Consider the following 17,972-nt stretch of genomic DNA (forward strand, 5'->3'; position numbering starts at 1 on the left):
GGTGGTCATTGATACGCAACAAAACTGAGCTGTCTTGTCTCCCGGGTATTTTAGTGTGTATGAAATGGGCGCGAGTAAATCAGGCTGTCGTTCTTACTATTGGGATTTTCTAAAAAATTTTCAGTGGGAGCATCAGGTCTGGGTCATATTGCCATGGCCTTTGCCCTTATTAAGCGCGTTAGCGCTTCATGGCGCACCAATGAAAAGCAAGTCCGATACCCACCCATGCTGAGTTAGAGGCTTGCGATTGAAATGAACCTTCAGTAAACGGTTAGACTCGAAGCACCAGAAGCCACCAAACGGAGATAACCATGGCCCGCACTACAGCGCAGAACGCTCAGGAAATACTGATGGCTGACTTTCAGACGTTGGTCAGTGACACGGAAAAGCTGCTGGCACACACCGCGACGTTGGCGGGTGATCAGGCTGACGAGTTGCGGGGTCAGATACACGAAAGCCTGTTAAAGGCGCGGGAAACACTGAAACTAACCGAGGAATCCCTGCGCGAACGCGGCATGGCGGCGGTGGTGGCCACTGAAGACTATGTCCAGAGCAATCCATGGCAATCCGTTGGCATTGCAGCTGGCGTTGGGTTCTTGCTGGGTCTTCTGGCTACCAGGCGCTGACGGCGATGGCTTTGGGTACGGAATCAGGTCCACCACCGGCGGACCCTATATCTACGCCGCGGCGCTTGGGTGCTGCGTTTCTGGGCTTAATGCACAGCCATGTCGAACTGTTCGGCATTGAACTGCAAGAGCAAAAGTCACGCACTGTCAGCCTGTTCCTGTTTGCTGGCTTGGCGCTGGTGTTTGCATTATTGCTCTTCATTGGTTTGTCGGCGCTCGTACTGATATTGGTGTGGGACACCTACCGGCTCGCCGGCATTATGGGTTTGTGTGTTTTTTACACCTTAGCCGCGGCCTTCTGCGGCATGCGACTAAAATCGGCGATTTTTGATGAGTCATCGCCGTTTAACGCAACCCTAGAAGAATTGGCCAATGACCGCGAGCGACTGATGCCATGAGCCTAATTGAAGCGCAACCTAATTCTCGACGTGAACTTCGCAAGGCGCTGATCCGTTTACGGATGGAAATGCACCGCCAGGAAATTCGTCACGAGACGGGCCAATTGCTGCAACCCCTGCGTCGAGTACGCGGTATGAGTCAAGATTGGCAAGGCGTACTTGGAATTAAACATGCTCCGCTCTGGGGCATGGGCATTGTCGCCTTACTCGGTTTCCTCGGCGGCAAGGGAACTAAAGCTGGTGGCCTCAATAGCGTCTCTCGCCTAGTCAAGCTGGGCACCACTCTTATGCCGTTGATAAAACTGGTATTACAGGGTTCACCGCCCAAACGCTAATTGCTCTTTCTGGCTGCATTCTTGCTAAGCGTTACCTACTTGATCACCTTATGGCTCGCCATGAGGTGACGGGTCCTGCCCATTCGGCGGACCCTTTTTTGGACCCACTAAGGAGGTTCCGTGATCGATGGGCAACCGCTAGCCTGTTTTCAGCCGTTCATCGATACCGCAACAGGCCGAATTGCCGGTGTCGAAGCCTTGGGTCGCCTGCTTCAACCTGATGGTCAGCTGCTATCAGTCGGACCGTTATTCGCTGACCCCAGAATTTCTCCAGCCATTCTTCGCCGCCTTGATCGTGCCATTCGCGACAATGCTCTAAGCCGCTTGCATGAAGTCCCTGCCGACTGGTTTTTGAGCCTGAATATTTCGCCACGCTGGATCAGCCGATTGCGGCCAGGTCAGCCGTTACCTAGTCTTAAACAATTGCAGCGTCGTGGTGTGTCACCGCAGCGCATTGTCTTCGAGATCACAGAGCTAGTCGGCGACAGTCAGCGCTTGGCCAGCGTCGTCGCACAATATCGAGAAGCGGGCGCACGTATTGCTATCGACGATTTTGGCGCAGGCTATTCCCAGCTGGATCGGGTGCTGGCGTTACAACCAGACATTTTGAAACTAGACATGCGTCTGTTTCAGGCCGCCGCGAGGGGGGGGCCAAGTAGCGATGTGGTAAAAGCGCTGGCGCAAATGGCTGAAAAGACTGGATGCTGGATTATCGCCGAAGGCGTGGAAACCGATGCTGAATTGGATTTTGCCTTGGAGTGCGGGTCACGGTACGTACAAGGTTTTCTATTTGCCAAAGGCGAGTTGGATTTCTTCCCTACCGACGCGTTTGTCAGGCGATTCGGCGAACTGCGTGACCGCTATGTACTGAAAAAGGTGGAAGAGCGCGCACGACTCATGACGTTACGTCTGCAATTGAGCAAACTGATGAATCTGCTGCAAAGCTGGGCGGAAGGTCTCGCCCCCATTAGTGATCTACCGCAACTACATGACTACCCCTGGTTTCTGCGGTTCTACCAATGCGATCGTCACGGAACTCAATTGACGCCCAATTTGGAATGGCGCAACGGCGCATGGCAAGCAGATGCCAGTTACTTGGGTCACAACTGGTCGTGGCGCCCCTATTTTTATCAATTACTGGCAGAAGGATGGGATGACAGACGGTTGAACATGTCCAATACCTATCGCGACGCGACAAGTAACCAGTATTGCCTGACTGCCGGACAGTTTTTTGACAATGGTCAGCGGTTGCTGTTGATCGATATTGACGCTGCGGGGTTGTAACTCGAATGACAGGCGACTCCCGATGAGCATTATCACGCCCTTACGGCGCGATAATCCGACATCCGGGTACAGCGAGATCTTCTCCCAGCGCTTGCAGCTGAACGACCGAACCGGGAAGCTAGGCGCATTCAACAAGTGGAGTAAAGGTCTTGGATTGGGAAACCCTGTTAAACCGCGAGCGACTTGGCAAACCCGTACACAGCCCTCAGGAACTGGGCCGCAGTCCGTTCCATAAAGATCATGACCGCATCATTTTCTCCGGTGCGTTTCGACGCCTGGGCCGCAAGACTCAGGTCCATCCGGTTACCAGCAACGATCACATCCATACGCGCTTGACTCACTCGCTGGAAGTCAGTTGCGTCGGGCGTTCGCTAGGCATGCGAGTAGGCGAAACCATTCGTGATGCACTGCCCGACTGGTGTGAGCCCAGCGATCTTGGCATGGTCGTGCAATCGGCTTGCCTCGCTCACGATATCGGTAATCCACCGTTTGGCCATTCCGGTGAAGACGCCATTCGCCATTGGTTCTTGCAGGCCGCCGGGCGTGGTTGGTTAGACGCCATGAGCGAAGTTGAACGCAATGATTTTTTAAATTTCGAAGGTAATGCTCAAGGTTTCAGGGTACTCACTCAACTGGAATATCATCAATTCGACGGAGGAACCCGGCTGACGTATGCAACATTGGGCACTTACTTGAAGTACCCATGGACCGCGCGACATGCAGACTCCCTGGGTTACAAAAAACACAAATTTGGTTGCTATCAGAGCGAGTTAAGCATTCTGGAACAGATTGCGCACAAACTCGGCTTACCACAGCTCGAAGAGCAACGCTGGGCGCGCCATCCATTGGTTTACCTGATGGAAGCAGCGGATGACATCTGTTACGCCTTGATCGACCTCGAAGACGGTCTGGAGATGGATTTGCTCGACTATTCGGAAGTCGAGTCGTTACTTCTTGGATTGGTGGGTGATGATATTCCGGAAACCTATCGCCAGTTAGGGGCGAACGATTCACGTCGGCGCAAGCTGGCCATTCTGCGCGGAAAAGCCATCGAACACCTGACGAACGCTGCTGCCCGCGCGTTCGTCGAACAACAGGAGGCACTATTAGCCGGCACCCTGAGTGGCGATCTGGTGGAGCACATGCATGGTCCCGCCAAGCGATGTGTCCTTGATGCCAAAGACATGGCCCGAAAGAAAATCTTTCAGGACAAGCGCAAGACGCTGCATGAAATAGGTGCCTACACCACCCTTGAGGTTTTACTGAATGCTTTTTGCGGCGCGGCGCTTGAGCAATTTGGTGGTCGTACACCCTCATTCAAACACCGACGTATTCTTGACCTCCTCGGCAACAATGCACCTGACCCCCGCTGGCCGCTACACACCTCATTTCTGCGAATGATCGACTTTATTGCAGGCATGACCGACAGTTATGCCAGTGAGATGGCAGGTGAAATGACCGGCCGATCAGGGCCGGTTTAACCTCTTGAGCGGTGAGACCGGATGAGGCGTGTCCCAGTTTCCGCGCATAATCATCCGGCGGCCGATCTTTAACAAGGCTCCCCCGCCCTACAATTAAAGACACGACCTACATCGAGAACAGAAACGTCTTATCGCTCAATAAGCTCTGCTGCCGAATAATTCGAGCTAATCCTGGCCGTCGCCGGCTGGGCGAATTATTAACCAGACGCAGTGGTCGTATTCGATACCGACAGGCCATCAAGTACCTGAAGCTAACGAGCAACGACTGCTCTTGGTGGGTACGCGCATGTCGCGCCCTCGAATTAGCTCGGAATACTTTGATGTCAAAAACCAACCTGCGCATCCTGCTAGTCGAAGATCACCCTTTCCAACTGATTGCCACTCAAATACTCCTGAACAACCAAGGTTATTTCAGGCTAACCCCAGTGTTGAGTGCTGCTGAAGCGATGCAGGCCATGGAAACGACCACTGAGCCCTACGATATACTGCTTTGCGACCAGTGCTTGACTGACCTGACAGGCCTGGAGCTAATCATATTGGCCAGTCAACAAGGCCTGATTCACAGAGCGATATTGCTCAGTGGACTATGTGAGGAGCAACTCCTGGAGCTAGAGCAGGAAGCCCGATTGCTTCGCCTACCCTTGCTCGGTTGCTTAAGCAAACCGTTACAGGTTCAAGCCCTGACCGAATTACTGACAAGCACAGATGGGAACTACCATGGGCGGCCAAAATAGCGTCAACAGCCGGAATAAACACTTTCAACAACCGCTCATCTATCAGCGCCTAGGCGATTGCCAAAATAAACAACTCCTATATGTAGGCTGATACCTAAATATTTGTAGGATAATTCCGAAACGCTATAAACCGGGTGTTTTTCAATATCGAATCCACACAATATGACTACCCGAAATTAAACATCGCCTTAGGGATTTTGAGCATTTGTGTACGTAAGTACGTTAATTTTTGTAGGAAACTTCCTATATCCACTTAGCGGCCCTGTAGGTTCATGCGCCAACCCAAGCTTCTAAGCTAAGGTGCGCGCTTTACTCTTTGCTTGTATGGAAATTAACTATGCACTCGGTTTTTATCATCGACGATCATCCTGTTATTCGCCTCGCGGTCCGGATGTTATTGGAAAACGAAAATTATGAAGTGGTAGGAGAAACGGATAACGGCGTTGATGCCATGCAAATGGTCCGCGAATGCCTGCCAGACCTGATCATCCTCGACATCAGTATCCCCAAGCTCGACGGACTGGAGGTATTGGCTCGCTTCAACGCAATGAACTTGCCGTCAAAAATTCTAGTTTTGACAGCGCAAACCCCCAATCTTTTTGCTATACGTTGCATGCAATCAGGCGCTGCCGGTTATGTATGCAAGCAGGAAGACTTGAGTGAGTTACTCAGCTCGGTAAGAGCCGTATTATCGGGCTACAATTACTTTCCGAGCCAAGCTCTGAGTCCTGTATCTCGGGCAGAAGGACCGCCTTCTGAAATAGAGTTATTCAAACTGGTCAACGACCGCGAACTCATGGTATTGCAGCTGTTCGCCCAAGGCAGAACCAATAAGGAGATTGCCAAAGGAATGTTTCTTAGCAATAAGACCGTCAGCACCTACAAAACTCGCCTGATGCAAAAACTCAGGGTAAAAACCCTGGTAGAACTTATCGAGCTGGCAAAACGCAACGCGCTAGTGTGAGAGACCGGATGTCGAAGCACTTAATGGACTATATGAAGCTTTTCGGTTGCATGTGCTTGAGTGTCAGCGCGCAGGCAGCCAATCCTGTGCCTCAGAATTACGGGCTGTTAAGCCGCTCTAGCCCAAGCCATATGGATACCCGGCTCGACAGGGCGCAATGGCAATGGCTGCAAAACAAACGAGAGCTGAGGCTAGGGACCTCAGCTCCCGACTATCCGCCGTTCGACATGACACTCACTGGTCACGATTACGAAGGGTTTACGGCTGATTACGCTGGCATTCTTGCTCACGCACTGGATATGCAGATTAAGGTTTTGCGCTTTGAATCCAGAGAGGCGGCAATTGAGGCTTTAACCGAAGGACAGATTGACCTGCTCGGAAGCGCAAATGGTTTTGAAGCGCAAGGCAAGCACCTCACGCTGTCCCTGCCCTACGCCGTTGACCAACCTGTATTGGTTACCCGCACGGGAGAAACTCGCCCCCTTTCTGAGGGGTTGGCAGGCATGCGGGTAAGCATGGTTTATCACTATCTGCCGCGCGAGGAAGTCAAAGCGCTCTACCCCAACGCGCTCTTGCAGATCTACCCATCGTTTCAAAGCGCGATCAATGCAGTCGCTTTCAATCAGGCAGATGTTTTTCTGGGCGATACAATTTCAACCCATTACCTGATTAACAAGGGCTATCTGAACAACGTCCAGATGGCTAGTTTTGGTAAACATGAGGCGGACGGCTTCAGTTTTGCCATGCGCGACGACGATACCCAGTTATTGGATATCGTCAATAAAGTGCTCAAAGCGATTCCTATCGTCGAACGGGTAAGTATTTCAAAACGTTGGAATGCGGGCACCGATCTGCTCCTCACGGACCAAAAATTACAACTAACCCAGCGTGAAGAGCGCTGGATTGCACAACATCCAGTGGCGCATGTCCTCATTAACGAGGCCTATGCGCCCCTCACATTTCTGGACGCCAGCGGTAATTTTCGAGGAATTACCGCTGACGTACTTGATTTGATCAGACTCCGGACAGGGCTGAATTTCGAGGTCAAACGCGTTCCAAGCATGGCCGAAATGATGAAACAGGTCAGTGCAGGTCAAGCGGATATCATTGGCACAATGATCCCCAGCGATGAGCGGGAAAGCCGATTCAGCTTCACTCGCCCGTATCTGGACACGTCATTCGTTCTGGTCACTCGCCAAGAGCCTGATAGCCCAGTTCGCCTGGATCAGTTCGACGGCAAACGACTGGTTATTATTCAAGACAGTCCGACCTTACCCTTTATTCGGCGAGAACACCCTGGCATTCAGGTGGTGGAAACAGACAATCCTTTTCAGGCCTTGGACATGCTTGCTCAGCAGCAAGTCCAAGGCGCGGTTGTCTCGCTGCCCAGTGCTAACTATTTTTTGTCCTCACAATTGTTCGAGGATAAATTGCAGATGAGCGCCACGGTCGGTGACGACCAAGCCCGTATTTCGATGGCCACCGCACGTGATGCAACAGAACTCAGCTCGATTCTCGACAAGGCGCTCTCCAGCATTGCTCCTGAGGATTTGGCAATAATCAACAACCGATGGCGGGCTTATGTCCCTCCCAGTGGCGGTTATTGGCGTAATTACCATGAGCTGATTTATCAGATCGTGATCGGCACTGGGCTGTTATTGCTGGGCTCACTGGCGTGGAATGCCTACATGCGCCGCCAGATTAAAAAGCGCGAAGTGGCTGAGCGTGCATTAAATGATCAGTTTGAATTCATGCGTACGTTATTGAATGGCACGCCGCACCCTATTTATGTCCGTGACCGTGATGGGTTGCTGCAAACCTGTAACGACAGCTACCTGGCCGCATTTTCGGCTAAGCGTGAAGACGTTATAGGCAAGAATGTGATGGACGGCGGGTTGAGCAATGCATTCGAGGCGCGGGAGTTCGCCGCTGATTATCATCGGGTAATGGCGGAAGGTACTTCGTTGATTCTTGATCGCGCATTGCAGATCGGCGACCAGCAACTCACCATCTACCACTGGATTTTGCCTTTTCGCGATTCGCTCGGAGAAGTCCAGGGCGTCATCGGCGGCTGGATCGATATCAGCGAGCGCCGCCAATTGATGGAAGACCTGAGCTGGGCCAAGGATCAGGCGGACGCCGCCAGCCGAGCCAAAACGACCTTCCTGGCAACCATGAGCCATGAAATTCGCACGCCCATGAATGCGGTCATTGGCATGCTCGAACTTGCGCTAAAAAGGGCCGATCAAGGTCATCTGGACCGACCTGCCATTGAGGTGGCCTACACGTCTGCCCGCGATCTTTTGGAGTTGATTGGTGACATTCTAGATATCGCCCGGATTGAATCTGGCCGCCTGAGCCTCTGTCCTGAACGGGCGAATCTACGCGAGTTGGTGGAGTCGGTGGTACGCGTATTTGACGGCCTCGCCCGACAAAAAAGCCTGAACCTGCTGCTCGACCTCGATAGCCGTATCAATGTCGACGTTCTGCTCGACCCATTACGGTTTAAGCAGATCCTTTCAAACTTGCTCAGTAATGCCATCAAGTTCACCGAGCAGGGCCAAGTCAAAATAAGCGTGATCGTAGAGGACCGTTCCGACGCTCATGTATTGCATGTGCAATTGCTGATCCAGGACAGCGGAATTGGCATCACTGAAGAAGATCAACATCGATTGTTTCAACCCTTCGCTCAAGCTGATAATTCCGGGCACTTGGCCAGAAGCGGCGCGGGACTGGGGCTGGTTATCTGCCGCAGTCTGTGTGAAATGATGGGAGGACAGTTGAGTTTGAGCAGCCAGCCAGGTCAAGGCACATTGGTCCGGATTGCCTTGACGCTGACCACCCTGGAACCGCTCCATACTCCCGCGCAACGGCGAGATGAGATCGCTGAAATCAGCACGCCGCTGAACATTCTAATTGTCGATGATCATCCAGCAAACCGACTATTGATGTGTCAACAACTAGGCTTTCTGGGGCACCTTTTTCAGTCGGCAGAACATGGCGCGGATGGGCTACAAGTTTGGATTGATGGCCAGTTCGATCTGGTTCTGGCCGATTGCAACATGCCGGTTATGAATGGTTATGACCTGACCCGCGCCATCCGTACCCATGAACAGCAGTTCGCGCTTGAGCCCTGTACCGTTCTCGGTTTTACCGCCAATGCTCAATCTGAGGAGCACCAACGCTGTCGGGATGCCGGAATGGATGGTTGTTTATTCAAACCCGTCAGCCTGAACGAACTCAATCAAGCACTGGCCAACGTAAAACCAGGTGGTCGTTCGAAGTCATCGGCACCGTCCATCAAAACCGGCACTGCGGCATTCAGTGTCGAGGGCATCCAGGCTTTGACGGGTGGCAAGCCGCACATGATCCGTCGTTTACTGGCGCAATTGCTCAGCAGCAGCCAAGAGGATCGCATGGAGTTGGCGGCGATTGGGAACACTGACAATCGTCAAAGCCTCAGTGAAATGGCCCATAAAATCAAAGGGGCAGCAATGATCATCCAGGCACAAGAGGTGATTGAACACTGCGAAAAGTTAGAGGACGCCTGTGCTCAAGGGGCGTCAGAGGCAATCATCGAAGGGCATCGAAACGCGATTAACGCCGCAATGAAAGAACTGGAACACGACCTTTACCTGCAACAGATAGACGCTTATTAAGCCCCAACAAAAGGAATTGAACATGACCACCCAATGGATCGAGATGAATGCCGAGCAATTTCGTGGCTATGCGGCGCACTCCAGCGCCGGGTATGCCAACGATATTCAACTGACCTACAAGCAACCGCCCGACCTGACTCCATTGCAACAAAGCTGCTTGATGGACACGTTGCTTCCACAGGGGGTCAACACGCCGAATCACTACTTGTTTACGTTGCACTCCACTGAAGGCGAAGCCATTGGCGTGCTCTGGTTCGGCACCCACATGGAATACGGTGCCAAGACATTGTTTATTTATGACTTGGAAATCTACCCAAGAGCGCAGCGTCGCGGCCACGCGACTGAAGTGATGAGCATGCTTGAGTGTTGGGCTCGCACCAACGATGTCGATTGTCTGGAGCTCAATGTCTTCGCCCACAATAAGGCGGCCCAGGCGCTTTATCATTCTTGTGGACTGATTCCGTATGAGATAACCATGGGCAAGCAGTTGGATTAATCAGAAAAATCATCATTTAGCCACTATTCGGGCGATGTCCGTGACACTTGGCTATGCTGAAAAATTATGCAGCGCACGACTAAGGAGAGAATTGCGATGCCTCGGAACCTCCTGCCTGACCAACGCCGGCTCCCCCTGCATATTCATATCAGCCTCATGTTTACCGTGTTGCTACTGTTTACCGGTGTCGTATTGGGCATCTTCAATTACCGGCAGACTTCGCAGATCATTCTTTCCAGCAGTGAGACTCTGTTCAGCGCTATCGCCCAAGATGTGGAAGCCGATATCAATCGCACTTATCAACCGATCCGCCAACTGCTCAGCTTGTTGGCGGCCTACGATTTAAACTACGCCACCACGCTGGAACAAAGGCTGGCATTGCTCAAGCCCTTTACACAGGCATTGCAGGACGATCCCAATCTGGCTTCGTTGTACCTCGGCTATAACAATGGCGACTTCTTCATGGTCCGACCTTTGCGAACTGACACCGCTAAACAGTCCGTCCAGTCACCGGCGAACGCTTCATACCAGGTTTGGAGTATCGAACACATCACCGGCAACCCCTTGCCACGGTCGCAATCGCTGTTTTTCGACGCTGCACTGCACTTGATCAACAAGCACGAAAACCCTAAGGAACGCTTCGACCCGCGTGACCGGGAGTGGTTTAAGCGAGCCCGCGAAGGCACTGATCAGATCACCACCGAACCCTATGTCTTTTTTTCAAGTCACGTGCTGGGCACTACGTTGGCCCGTCGTAGCGGCACAGATAGTGTTATCGCAGCAGACCTGTCGCTTGATGCGCTGTCTGCAACGTTGGCCAAGCATAAGGCCACCGCCAGTACCGAGGTGGTGGTGTTCGACAATGATGGCAATGCTGTGGCTTACCCTGACAGTTCGAAGTTGATTATCGAAAGCGGTACGGCCCACCTTGCCAAAGCCAAAGACCTAAGCCCGGCGCTTAACCGGTTATTTCAATTGGGTGTCGATTACTCCAAACGCCTGACAGCAGGCAATCGCGAATGGATAGTCGCCCATAGTCCACTAAGTGAGGGAGGTTCATCCGGGTTGCAAATGGCGATGTTAGTGCCCGCAGATGAGCTGCTGGCTGACGCCATCCGGCTGCGATGGCAAGGGGCGCTGGTAGCATTGACCACCCTCCTGGTGTGTTTGCCGCTCGGCTGGGTGATTTCACGCATCATGGTCAAACCGTTACGAGAACTGGTAAGCGAAGCCGATGCGATTCGCGGCTTCGATTTTACTCATCCGGCCAGTCATCGATCGTTAGTGCTGGAAGTCGACCAACTGTCTTTGTCTATGGCGCGGATGAAGGCAACGCTGGTCAGTTTTCTACGAATCACCGCCAGCCTGTCTGCCGAAACTCATTTCGATACGTTGCTGCAAAAGCTTCTCTGCGAGACCGTGACGATCAATCAAGCCCAAGCGGGTTTGATTTACTTGGTCAATAGCGAAAGCGGATACCTGGAGCCTAGCGGCCTCATCGTGCTCGGCGTTCAAAACGAACCGCAGCGCTACGGCATAGGCGCCCATGATTTAAACAATCGTCAACTGCCAGGCTGGCTGCAACAGCTAATTACAGGCAAAAGCAGCACCGTAGTCGCATTGGGTTTCGAGCAAGCCGATGATCTGCAAGGTTTGATGCAGGCCATCGAGGCGCCTAGAGTTCATCTACTGGCTATTCACCTGAGCAATCAGCATGGAGAAACTATCGGTGTTCTAAATCTGATCCATACAGATACCGGAACCCGCTCGGATCTGGAGAAAATCAGCCCAGAGCGGGTTGCATTCACCGAGGCGGTCTCCGGGGCGGCGGCAATATGTATCGAAAGCCAACGCCTTCAGGCGCGCCAAAAACTGCTGCTGGATTCGTTCATCCAGCTAATTGCCGGTGCCATCGACGCTAAAAGCCCATACACCGGCGGCCATTGCCAGCGCGTTCCGGTATTGACGCTCATGTTGGCACGCGCCGCCGCTGCGAGCCAACAACCGGCATTTCTCGACTTTCACCCCACCGAAGACGAATGGGAAACCTTGCATATCGCCGCGTGGCTGCATGATTGCGGCAAAGTCACCACGCCCGAATATGTGGTCGACAAAGCCACCAAGCTTGAAACCTTACACAACCGCATTCATGAAATTCGCACTCGCTTCGAGGTGCTGAAACGCGACGCCTGGATCACCTATTGGCAAGGACTGGCAATGGGTGGTGACTCGCTTGAGCTGGCAACTACCCGGGACGTCGAACTGACCGAACTCGATGACGACTTCAGTTTTGTCGCTTGCAGTAATCTTGGGGCAGAGGCCATGGACGATTCGGATTTACATCGCTTGCAGCAAATTGCAGCCCGCAGCTGGATGCGTACGCTGGACGACAGAATCGGCGTTTCCTGGGAGGAGAACAACCGCCAGTCCCGTCAGCCTGTTACGGCGCTACCTGCAAGAGAGACCTTGCTGGCAGACCGGCCTGAGCACCTTATCGAACGGGCTGAGGCCGAAGATATACCCGCTGACAACCCCTGGGGTTTTAAACTGGATGTACCTAGGTACAAATTCAATCACGGCGAACTGTATAACCTGAGCATTCGTCGTGGCACGTTAACCCATGAGGAGCGCTACATCATTAACCATCACATGGTGCAAACCATACTGATGCTAAGTCGTCTACCGTTCCCTGCACACCTCAAAGGCGTTGCAGAAATCGCCGGCGGCCACCATGAAAAAATGGACGGCACAGGTTATCCCAAACGCTTGAAGCGCGCCGAAATGAGCATCGCCGCACGAATGATGGCCATCGCTGACATCTTTGAAGCGCTAACCGCCGCCGACCGGCCTTACAAAAAAGGTAAAAGCCTGAGTGAGGCGCTATCGATCATGGCTCAGATGTGTGTCGACGAGCACATTGATCCGCCACTGTTCGAGCTCTTCATTCAAGCGGATATTTTTCAGCGCTATGCGGAAAGCTTTTTACAGCCACAGCAAATCGATGCCGTCGATAAAACGAGTCTATTGAAAAAAGCGGGTGTGGAATCAAGGAATTAAACAGGAAGATCGCGAAGGCATTGCGCTCTTCGGAATAAAGCAGGCATTGAGCCTGCTTTATGTATCAGCGTTGATCAGGCAACCGGATTGATCGCCTTTTCCGGGTACCAAACGTCGATCAACGGGCTGACTGTCACTTCTGTCAGTTCGCTACGGGCTTTGAGCCACCCTTCGACTATTGCACGCTGCTCTGCGTTAACAGAGCCACGTTTCTTCAGGCACACCAGACCAAAGTCTTCACCGCCAACGTAGTTCAGATCGTTGGCATCCATGGCTTCCGTCAGGAATGCGTCGAGGAAGGCATCAATAGCCTCATCATCCAGGTCTTGTTTGAAGTCCAGGTTGAGTTCAAAACCAACCTCTTGGAATTCATCAACGCAGAGTTTTTTGCGCAGACGCTGGGAACGGTTAGTGGCCATGGAACAATCCTCATAAGTAATAACGGGCGGCACTCTACCAGCTTGGACGACTAAATGCCCGCCTCAGTGCTGGATGTTCATCCGGGAGGTCGCTCAAGGCCAAAAAAATAGCGAATTATCGAAGAAAAATTGCCGAATGGACGGTGTTTCATCGGCACAACTCACCCCAGGCTGGGGCATAATACCGCCCATTCCGGCGCCGAGGTGGTCCATTCTGCTGACACATCGACCGTCAATGGAGCAGCATTTTGAATCGCCGTCTTTACGTCGACACATCACTATCAACGAGGGAATCCATCCATGCCCTCTTCATTTCCCTTCTCAGCAGTAGGGCTTTATTTCCAATGATCAAATCTTTTCGCCCCTTGTTATTAGTCAGTCTTTTATTTCCCTTGGCCATGCCCGCCGCCGCCGCCCCGATCAGCACCTCGCTCCCGCCCAAAGTTCAACAGGCCCTGCAGGCCGCCAAACTTCGAAACGACGCACTTTCCTTAGTCACTTTGCCGCTCAGCGGACCGGGCATTGCTACAGTTTACAACGCTGATGTTTCGGTCAACCCGGCGTCGACCATGAAGCTGGTGACGACCTATGCCGCACTGGAATTACTTGGCCCGAACCACCAGTGGAGGACTGAGTTTTTTACTGACGGCACCGTAAGTAACGGCGTCCTGCACGGTAACCTCTACCTTAAAGGCGGCGGTGATCCTAAATTAAATATGGAAAAGCTCTGGCTGCTGCTGCGCGACTTACGCGCTAACGGTGTGCTGCAGGTCACGGGGGATTTGGTGCTGGATCGCAGTTATTTCATACGGCCGCTGTTGCCCGTGTTCAACGATGACGGCAATGACGAAAACCAACCATTCCTGGTCAAGCCCGACGCGCTGATGGTCAATCTCAAAGCGCTACGCTTTATTGCACATAACGACGCGGGCAAAGTGATGGTGTCCGTAGAGCCTCCAATTGCCAGCATCCATCTCGACAACCAGGTCAAGGCGCTGGCGTCTGACACTTGCACTGGCGACGTCCGTTACACCCCGACCCCTCGGGTCGATGGCAGCATCGACGTGATTATCAGTGGCCAACTTGGGCAGGGCTGTAGCTCTCAGACCTACCTGTCATTGCTGGACCACCCGACCTATACCGCCGGTGCGGTGCGTGCCATTTGGCAAGAGTTGGGCGGCAGTATTCTGGGCAGGGACCGCGAAGAAGTAGTGCCCAGTAACGCTCGATTGCTGGCCAAGGCCTATTCGCCGGATTTGGCTGAGATTATCCGTGACATCAATAAATTCAGTAACAACACCATGGCTCAGCAATTGTTTCTGAGCCTGGGGGCGAAATTTCGCAACGAAGCCGATGGGGACGACGCCAAGGCTGCGCAACGTGTGATTCGTCAGTGGCTGGCCAAGAAAGGCATCATCGCATCGCACTTGGTCATGGAAAATGGTTCAGGCCTTTCCCGCTCCGAACGCGTCAGCGCGAGAGAAATGGCGCAGATGCTCCAATCAGCGTGGCAGAGCCCATATGCCGCCGAATACATCAGCTCCCTGCCGCTGGCCGGGGTTGATGGCACCATGCGCAAACGTCTGAAAACTACGCAAATGCGTGGTGAGGCACATATCAAAACCGGCACCCTGAACAATGTGCGGGCCATTGCAGGCTTCAGCCGTGACAGTAATGGCAATACTTGGGCGGTGGTGGCAATTCTCAATGGATCGCAAGTCGGAGGTACGGCGTCCGTTTTAGACACCGTACTGCTTGATCTGTATCGCCAACCGAAATTGGCCAATACCTCGATCTCACTGCAACGGCCTTGATGGTCCGCTAAGCCGCCGGGCCGCGCCAACACCTGACCCATTCAGCCAGATGATGGGGCGACGATTACTTAGCGCGCAGTAATGCGCCAAGCCCGGTGGATCTTGGTGTTGCGGGCGAAGTCCGGGTCCACGGTTTGTGCGGTAATTTCTTCCACGGAATAACGCTCGCTCAAGTTTTCATCGAGCTGAAACTTGCGGAAGTTGTTAGAGAAATACAACACGCCACCAGGTGCCAAACGCGCCATCGCCAAATCAAGGAGCTGCACCTGATCTCGTTGCACGTCGAAAATCCCTTCCATACGCTTGGAGTTGGAGAACGTCGGCGGATCAATAAATATCAGGTCATATTCATCACGACTCGCGTCCAGCCACGCCATGACGTCGCCCTGCTCAAGTCGGTTTTTATCTGAGAAGCCATTGAGCGACAGATTGCGCCGCGCCCAATCCAGATACGTCTTCGACAGGTCTACGCTGGTGGTGGTCCGTGCTCCGCCTTTGGCCGCGTGCACGCTGGCGGTGCCGGTGTAGCTGTAAAGATTGAGAAAACGCTTACCTGCCGCTTCACGTTGAATACGCATGCGCATCGGACGGTGGTCAAGGAACAGCCCAGTGTCCAAGTAATCCGTCAGATTGACCAGCAACTTGACGCCACCTTCACTGACTTCGCGGAATTGGCCTTGGGCACTTTGACGCTCGTACTGCTTAGTGCCGCTCTGACGCTCGCGGCGCTTGATGACGACACGGCTCTTGTCGATGTTCAACGCTTGGGGAATGGCTGCCAGGGCATCAAACAAACGTGCCGAGGCCTTTTCCGGGTCAATCGACTTAGGCGCGGCGTATTCCTGAACGTGTACCCAGTCGTGATAGAGGTCGATAGCCAGAGAGTATTCCGGCATGTCGGCATCGTAAACGCGGTAGCAGTCAATGCCTTCACGACGCACCCACTTACCTAGCAATTTGAGATTTTTCTGCAGGCGGTTTGCGAACATCTGCCCGCCTTCGCTCAGGCGCGCTTGCTCAACGACTGGCTCAGGAGTTTTAATCGGATTGCCATTCTTGTTGTACTTCTCATATTTACCCGGTGCCTCGACTTCGGCTGACTCATTGGCGTCAGCTTCAACCTGATCGCGCTCGACCTGACGCTGCTCGGGCGTTCGGCGCTCTCCAGTGACGAATTGATCGGGCACCACCTTGATCAGCAGCAATTTGCACGGCAATGCACCGTTCCAAAACGCGTATTGCTTGTGACTGCGGATGCCCATGCGCTTGCCCAGGTCAGGCGCACCGGTAAACACCGCAGCTTCCCAATTTAGGCACGCCTGACGCAAACGCTCACCAAGGTTCTGGTAGAGATAAAGCAGGCTGGCTTCATCGCCCAAACGTTCACCGTAAGGAGGGTTGCAGATCACCAGACCTTTCTGGTTCTGGTCAGGACGCGGCTCAAAAGTCGCGACTTCACCTTGATAAACCTTGATCCATTCGCTTAAACCCGCGCGGTCAATGTTATTGCGCGCAGGCTGGATCAAACGGGGATCAGCTTCATAACCACGAATCCACAAAGGTGGCTTGGCCAAGCCGATGTCAGCCCGTGCCTGTGCTTCGTCGTGCAGTTTTTTCCATGTCGCCGGAATGTGCCCCAGCCAGGCAGAAAAGCCCCAGCGTTCGCGCTTGAGGTTCGGCGCGATGTCCGCCGCGATCATTGCACCTTCCACCAGGAAGGTTCCGACGCCGCACATCGGGTCAGTCAACGCCCCGCCTTGAGCAGCGATGCGCGGCCAACCGGCACGAATCAAAATCGCCGCCGCAAGGTTTTCTTTCAGCGGTGCGGCCCCCTGCTGCAAACGATAACCACGTTGATGCAGGCTGTGCCCGGACAGATCAAGCGACAAAATAGCTTCGCCGCGATCAAGGCGCAGGTGAACGCGTAAGTCCGGATTGAGTTTATCCACCGACGGGCGTAGGCCTGAGGGCGTACGCAGTTTGTCAACGATCGCATCCTTGACCTTTAATGCACCAAAGTGGGTGTTATCAATCCCCGAACCGTTTCCGCTGAACTCCACCGCAAGGCTGCCTTCGGCGTCCAGGTGATCTTCCCATTCAACGTCCAGCACACCGTGATACAAATCCTCGGCGTCTTTCATGGGAAAACGCTTGATGACCAGCAACACGCGGTTAGCCAAGCGCGACCAGAGGCACAGCCTGTAGGCAGTTTCCATGTCTGCCAAGCCGCGAATGGCCGAAGTATGTTCGCGGGTTTCCTCTAGACCAAGCCCAGTCGCTTCTTCAGCGAGCAAGCCCTCCAGGCCTTTGGGACAAGTAAGGAAGAGTTCAAAACGGTCCGACATGATAATCCAACGCCTTTGGCGAGTAGCGGTGAGCAACGCGTTGCTTCACCAGATTTTAAACAAGCGCCTTTCTTGGAGAACGCCTGCCAGGCACACAAATTGTGCCGATCCACCCTGCAGAAACGAATTCATTCGCAAGGCAGTACTGCTGTATATCAGATAAACCGCGTCGTCCGCTTACCAATAGATTCGATTGCGTCGACCCAGCGAAAACTAAAACGTTGCAGCAATACCTTATATTTCGTGACCCTTCGTCGATTAAAAATTGGCGTCGATCCGACATCTTTTAAACGATAAAAGCGCCTCCCATTCCCAATCAAAGCCTCGGTTCAGGGGGGCTGTGGAAAAAATACAGTGCCA

Annotated in this window: 13 protein-coding genes; 11 read left to right on the top strand and 2 right to left on the bottom strand. The window is 53.2% G+C overall.

Features of this window, described 5'->3' with window-relative positions:
* Window positions 1-311 precede the first annotated feature (311 nt).
* The 10 genes from RGW60_RS08095 to RGW60_RS08140 all read left to right on the top strand — a co-directional run bounded on the left by RGW60_RS08095 (window position 312) and on the right by RGW60_RS08140 (window position 13,034).
* Window positions 312-626, top strand: coding sequence for a YqjD family protein (locus RGW60_RS08095; RefSeq protein WP_322203640.1), 315 nt, complete (start codon window positions 312-314; stop codon window positions 624-626).
* A gap of 5 nt (window positions 627-631) precedes the next feature.
* Window positions 632-1,024, top strand: a complete 393-nt coding sequence (locus tag RGW60_RS08100) for a phage holin family protein (RefSeq protein ID WP_322203642.1) — start codon at window positions 632-634, stop codon at window positions 1,022-1,024.
* On the top strand, window positions 1,021-1,359 hold the full coding sequence (locus RGW60_RS08105; RefSeq protein WP_322203644.1) for a hypothetical protein: 339 nt from the start codon (window positions 1,021-1,023) through the stop codon (window positions 1,357-1,359). Before RGW60_RS08100 ends, RGW60_RS08105 begins: the two co-directional genes overlap by 4 nt.
* A gap of 120 nt (window positions 1,360-1,479) precedes the next feature.
* The gene (locus RGW60_RS08110) at window positions 1,480-2,643 is read left to right on the top strand and encodes an EAL domain-containing protein (protein WP_322203645.1); all 1,164 of its coding nucleotides are present in this window, start codon (window positions 1,480-1,482) and stop codon (window positions 2,641-2,643) included.
* Window positions 2,644-2,792: 149 nt separating this feature from the next.
* Window positions 2,793-4,124, top strand: coding sequence for a deoxyguanosinetriphosphate triphosphohydrolase (locus tag RGW60_RS08115; protein WP_322203646.1), 1,332 nt, complete (start codon window positions 2,793-2,795; stop codon window positions 4,122-4,124).
* A gap of 320 nt (window positions 4,125-4,444) precedes the next feature.
* Window positions 4,445-4,858 (top strand): response regulator, encoded by a 414-nt coding sequence (locus RGW60_RS08120; RefSeq protein ID WP_322203647.1) that lies wholly within the window; start codon window positions 4,445-4,447, stop codon window positions 4,856-4,858.
* Window positions 4,859-5,195: 337 nt separating this feature from the next.
* Window positions 5,196-5,822, top strand: coding sequence for a response regulator transcription factor (locus RGW60_RS08125; protein ID WP_322203648.1), 627 nt, complete (start codon window positions 5,196-5,198; stop codon window positions 5,820-5,822).
* 8 nt (window positions 5,823-5,830) lie between these two features.
* Window positions 5,831-9,481: a transporter substrate-binding domain-containing protein gene (locus tag RGW60_RS08130; RefSeq protein WP_407074127.1), complete on the top strand. Its 3,651-nt coding sequence runs from the start codon at window positions 5,831-5,833 to the stop codon at window positions 9,479-9,481.
* A gap of 22 nt (window positions 9,482-9,503) precedes the next feature.
* Window positions 9,504-9,977 carry a GNAT family N-acetyltransferase gene (locus tag RGW60_RS08135; RefSeq protein ID WP_322203650.1) on the top strand — a complete coding sequence of 158 codons (474 nt, stop codon included), beginning with the start codon at window positions 9,504-9,506 and terminating at the stop codon, window positions 9,975-9,977.
* A gap of 96 nt (window positions 9,978-10,073) precedes the next feature.
* A complete protein-coding gene (locus RGW60_RS08140) occupies window positions 10,074-13,034 on the top strand; it encodes an HD domain-containing phosphohydrolase (protein WP_322203651.1) in 2,961 nt (986 codons plus the stop codon).
* Between the two features lie 74 nt (window positions 13,035-13,108).
* Here RGW60_RS08140 and RGW60_RS08145 read toward each other — a convergent pair whose 3' ends face one another.
* Window positions 13,109-13,453: a YggL family protein gene (locus RGW60_RS08145; protein WP_322203652.1), complete on the bottom strand. Its 345-nt coding sequence runs from the start codon at window positions 13,451-13,453 to the stop codon at window positions 13,109-13,111.
* A gap of 344 nt (window positions 13,454-13,797) precedes the next feature.
* Between RGW60_RS08145 and dacB the strand changes: the two genes are divergently transcribed.
* On the top strand, window positions 13,798-15,267 hold the full coding sequence (gene dacB, locus RGW60_RS08150) for a D-alanyl-D-alanine carboxypeptidase/D-alanyl-D-alanine-endopeptidase (protein ID WP_322203653.1): 1,470 nt from the start codon (window positions 13,798-13,800) through the stop codon (window positions 15,265-15,267).
* Between the two features lie 68 nt (window positions 15,268-15,335).
* Here dacB and rlmKL read toward each other — a convergent pair whose 3' ends face one another.
* Complete coding sequence (gene rlmKL / locus RGW60_RS08155; protein ID WP_322203655.1) at window positions 15,336-17,612, bottom strand: bifunctional 23S rRNA (guanine(2069)-N(7))-methyltransferase RlmK/23S rRNA (guanine(2445)-N(2))-methyltransferase RlmL; 2,277 nt, start codon at window positions 17,610-17,612, stop codon at window positions 15,336-15,338.
* Window positions 17,613-17,972: the final 360 nt, after the last annotated feature.

Origin of the sequence: Pseudomonas sp. AB6 (assembly GCF_034314105.1) — a bacterium.
GTDB lineage: Bacteria > Pseudomonadota > Gammaproteobacteria > Pseudomonadales > Pseudomonadaceae > Aquipseudomonas.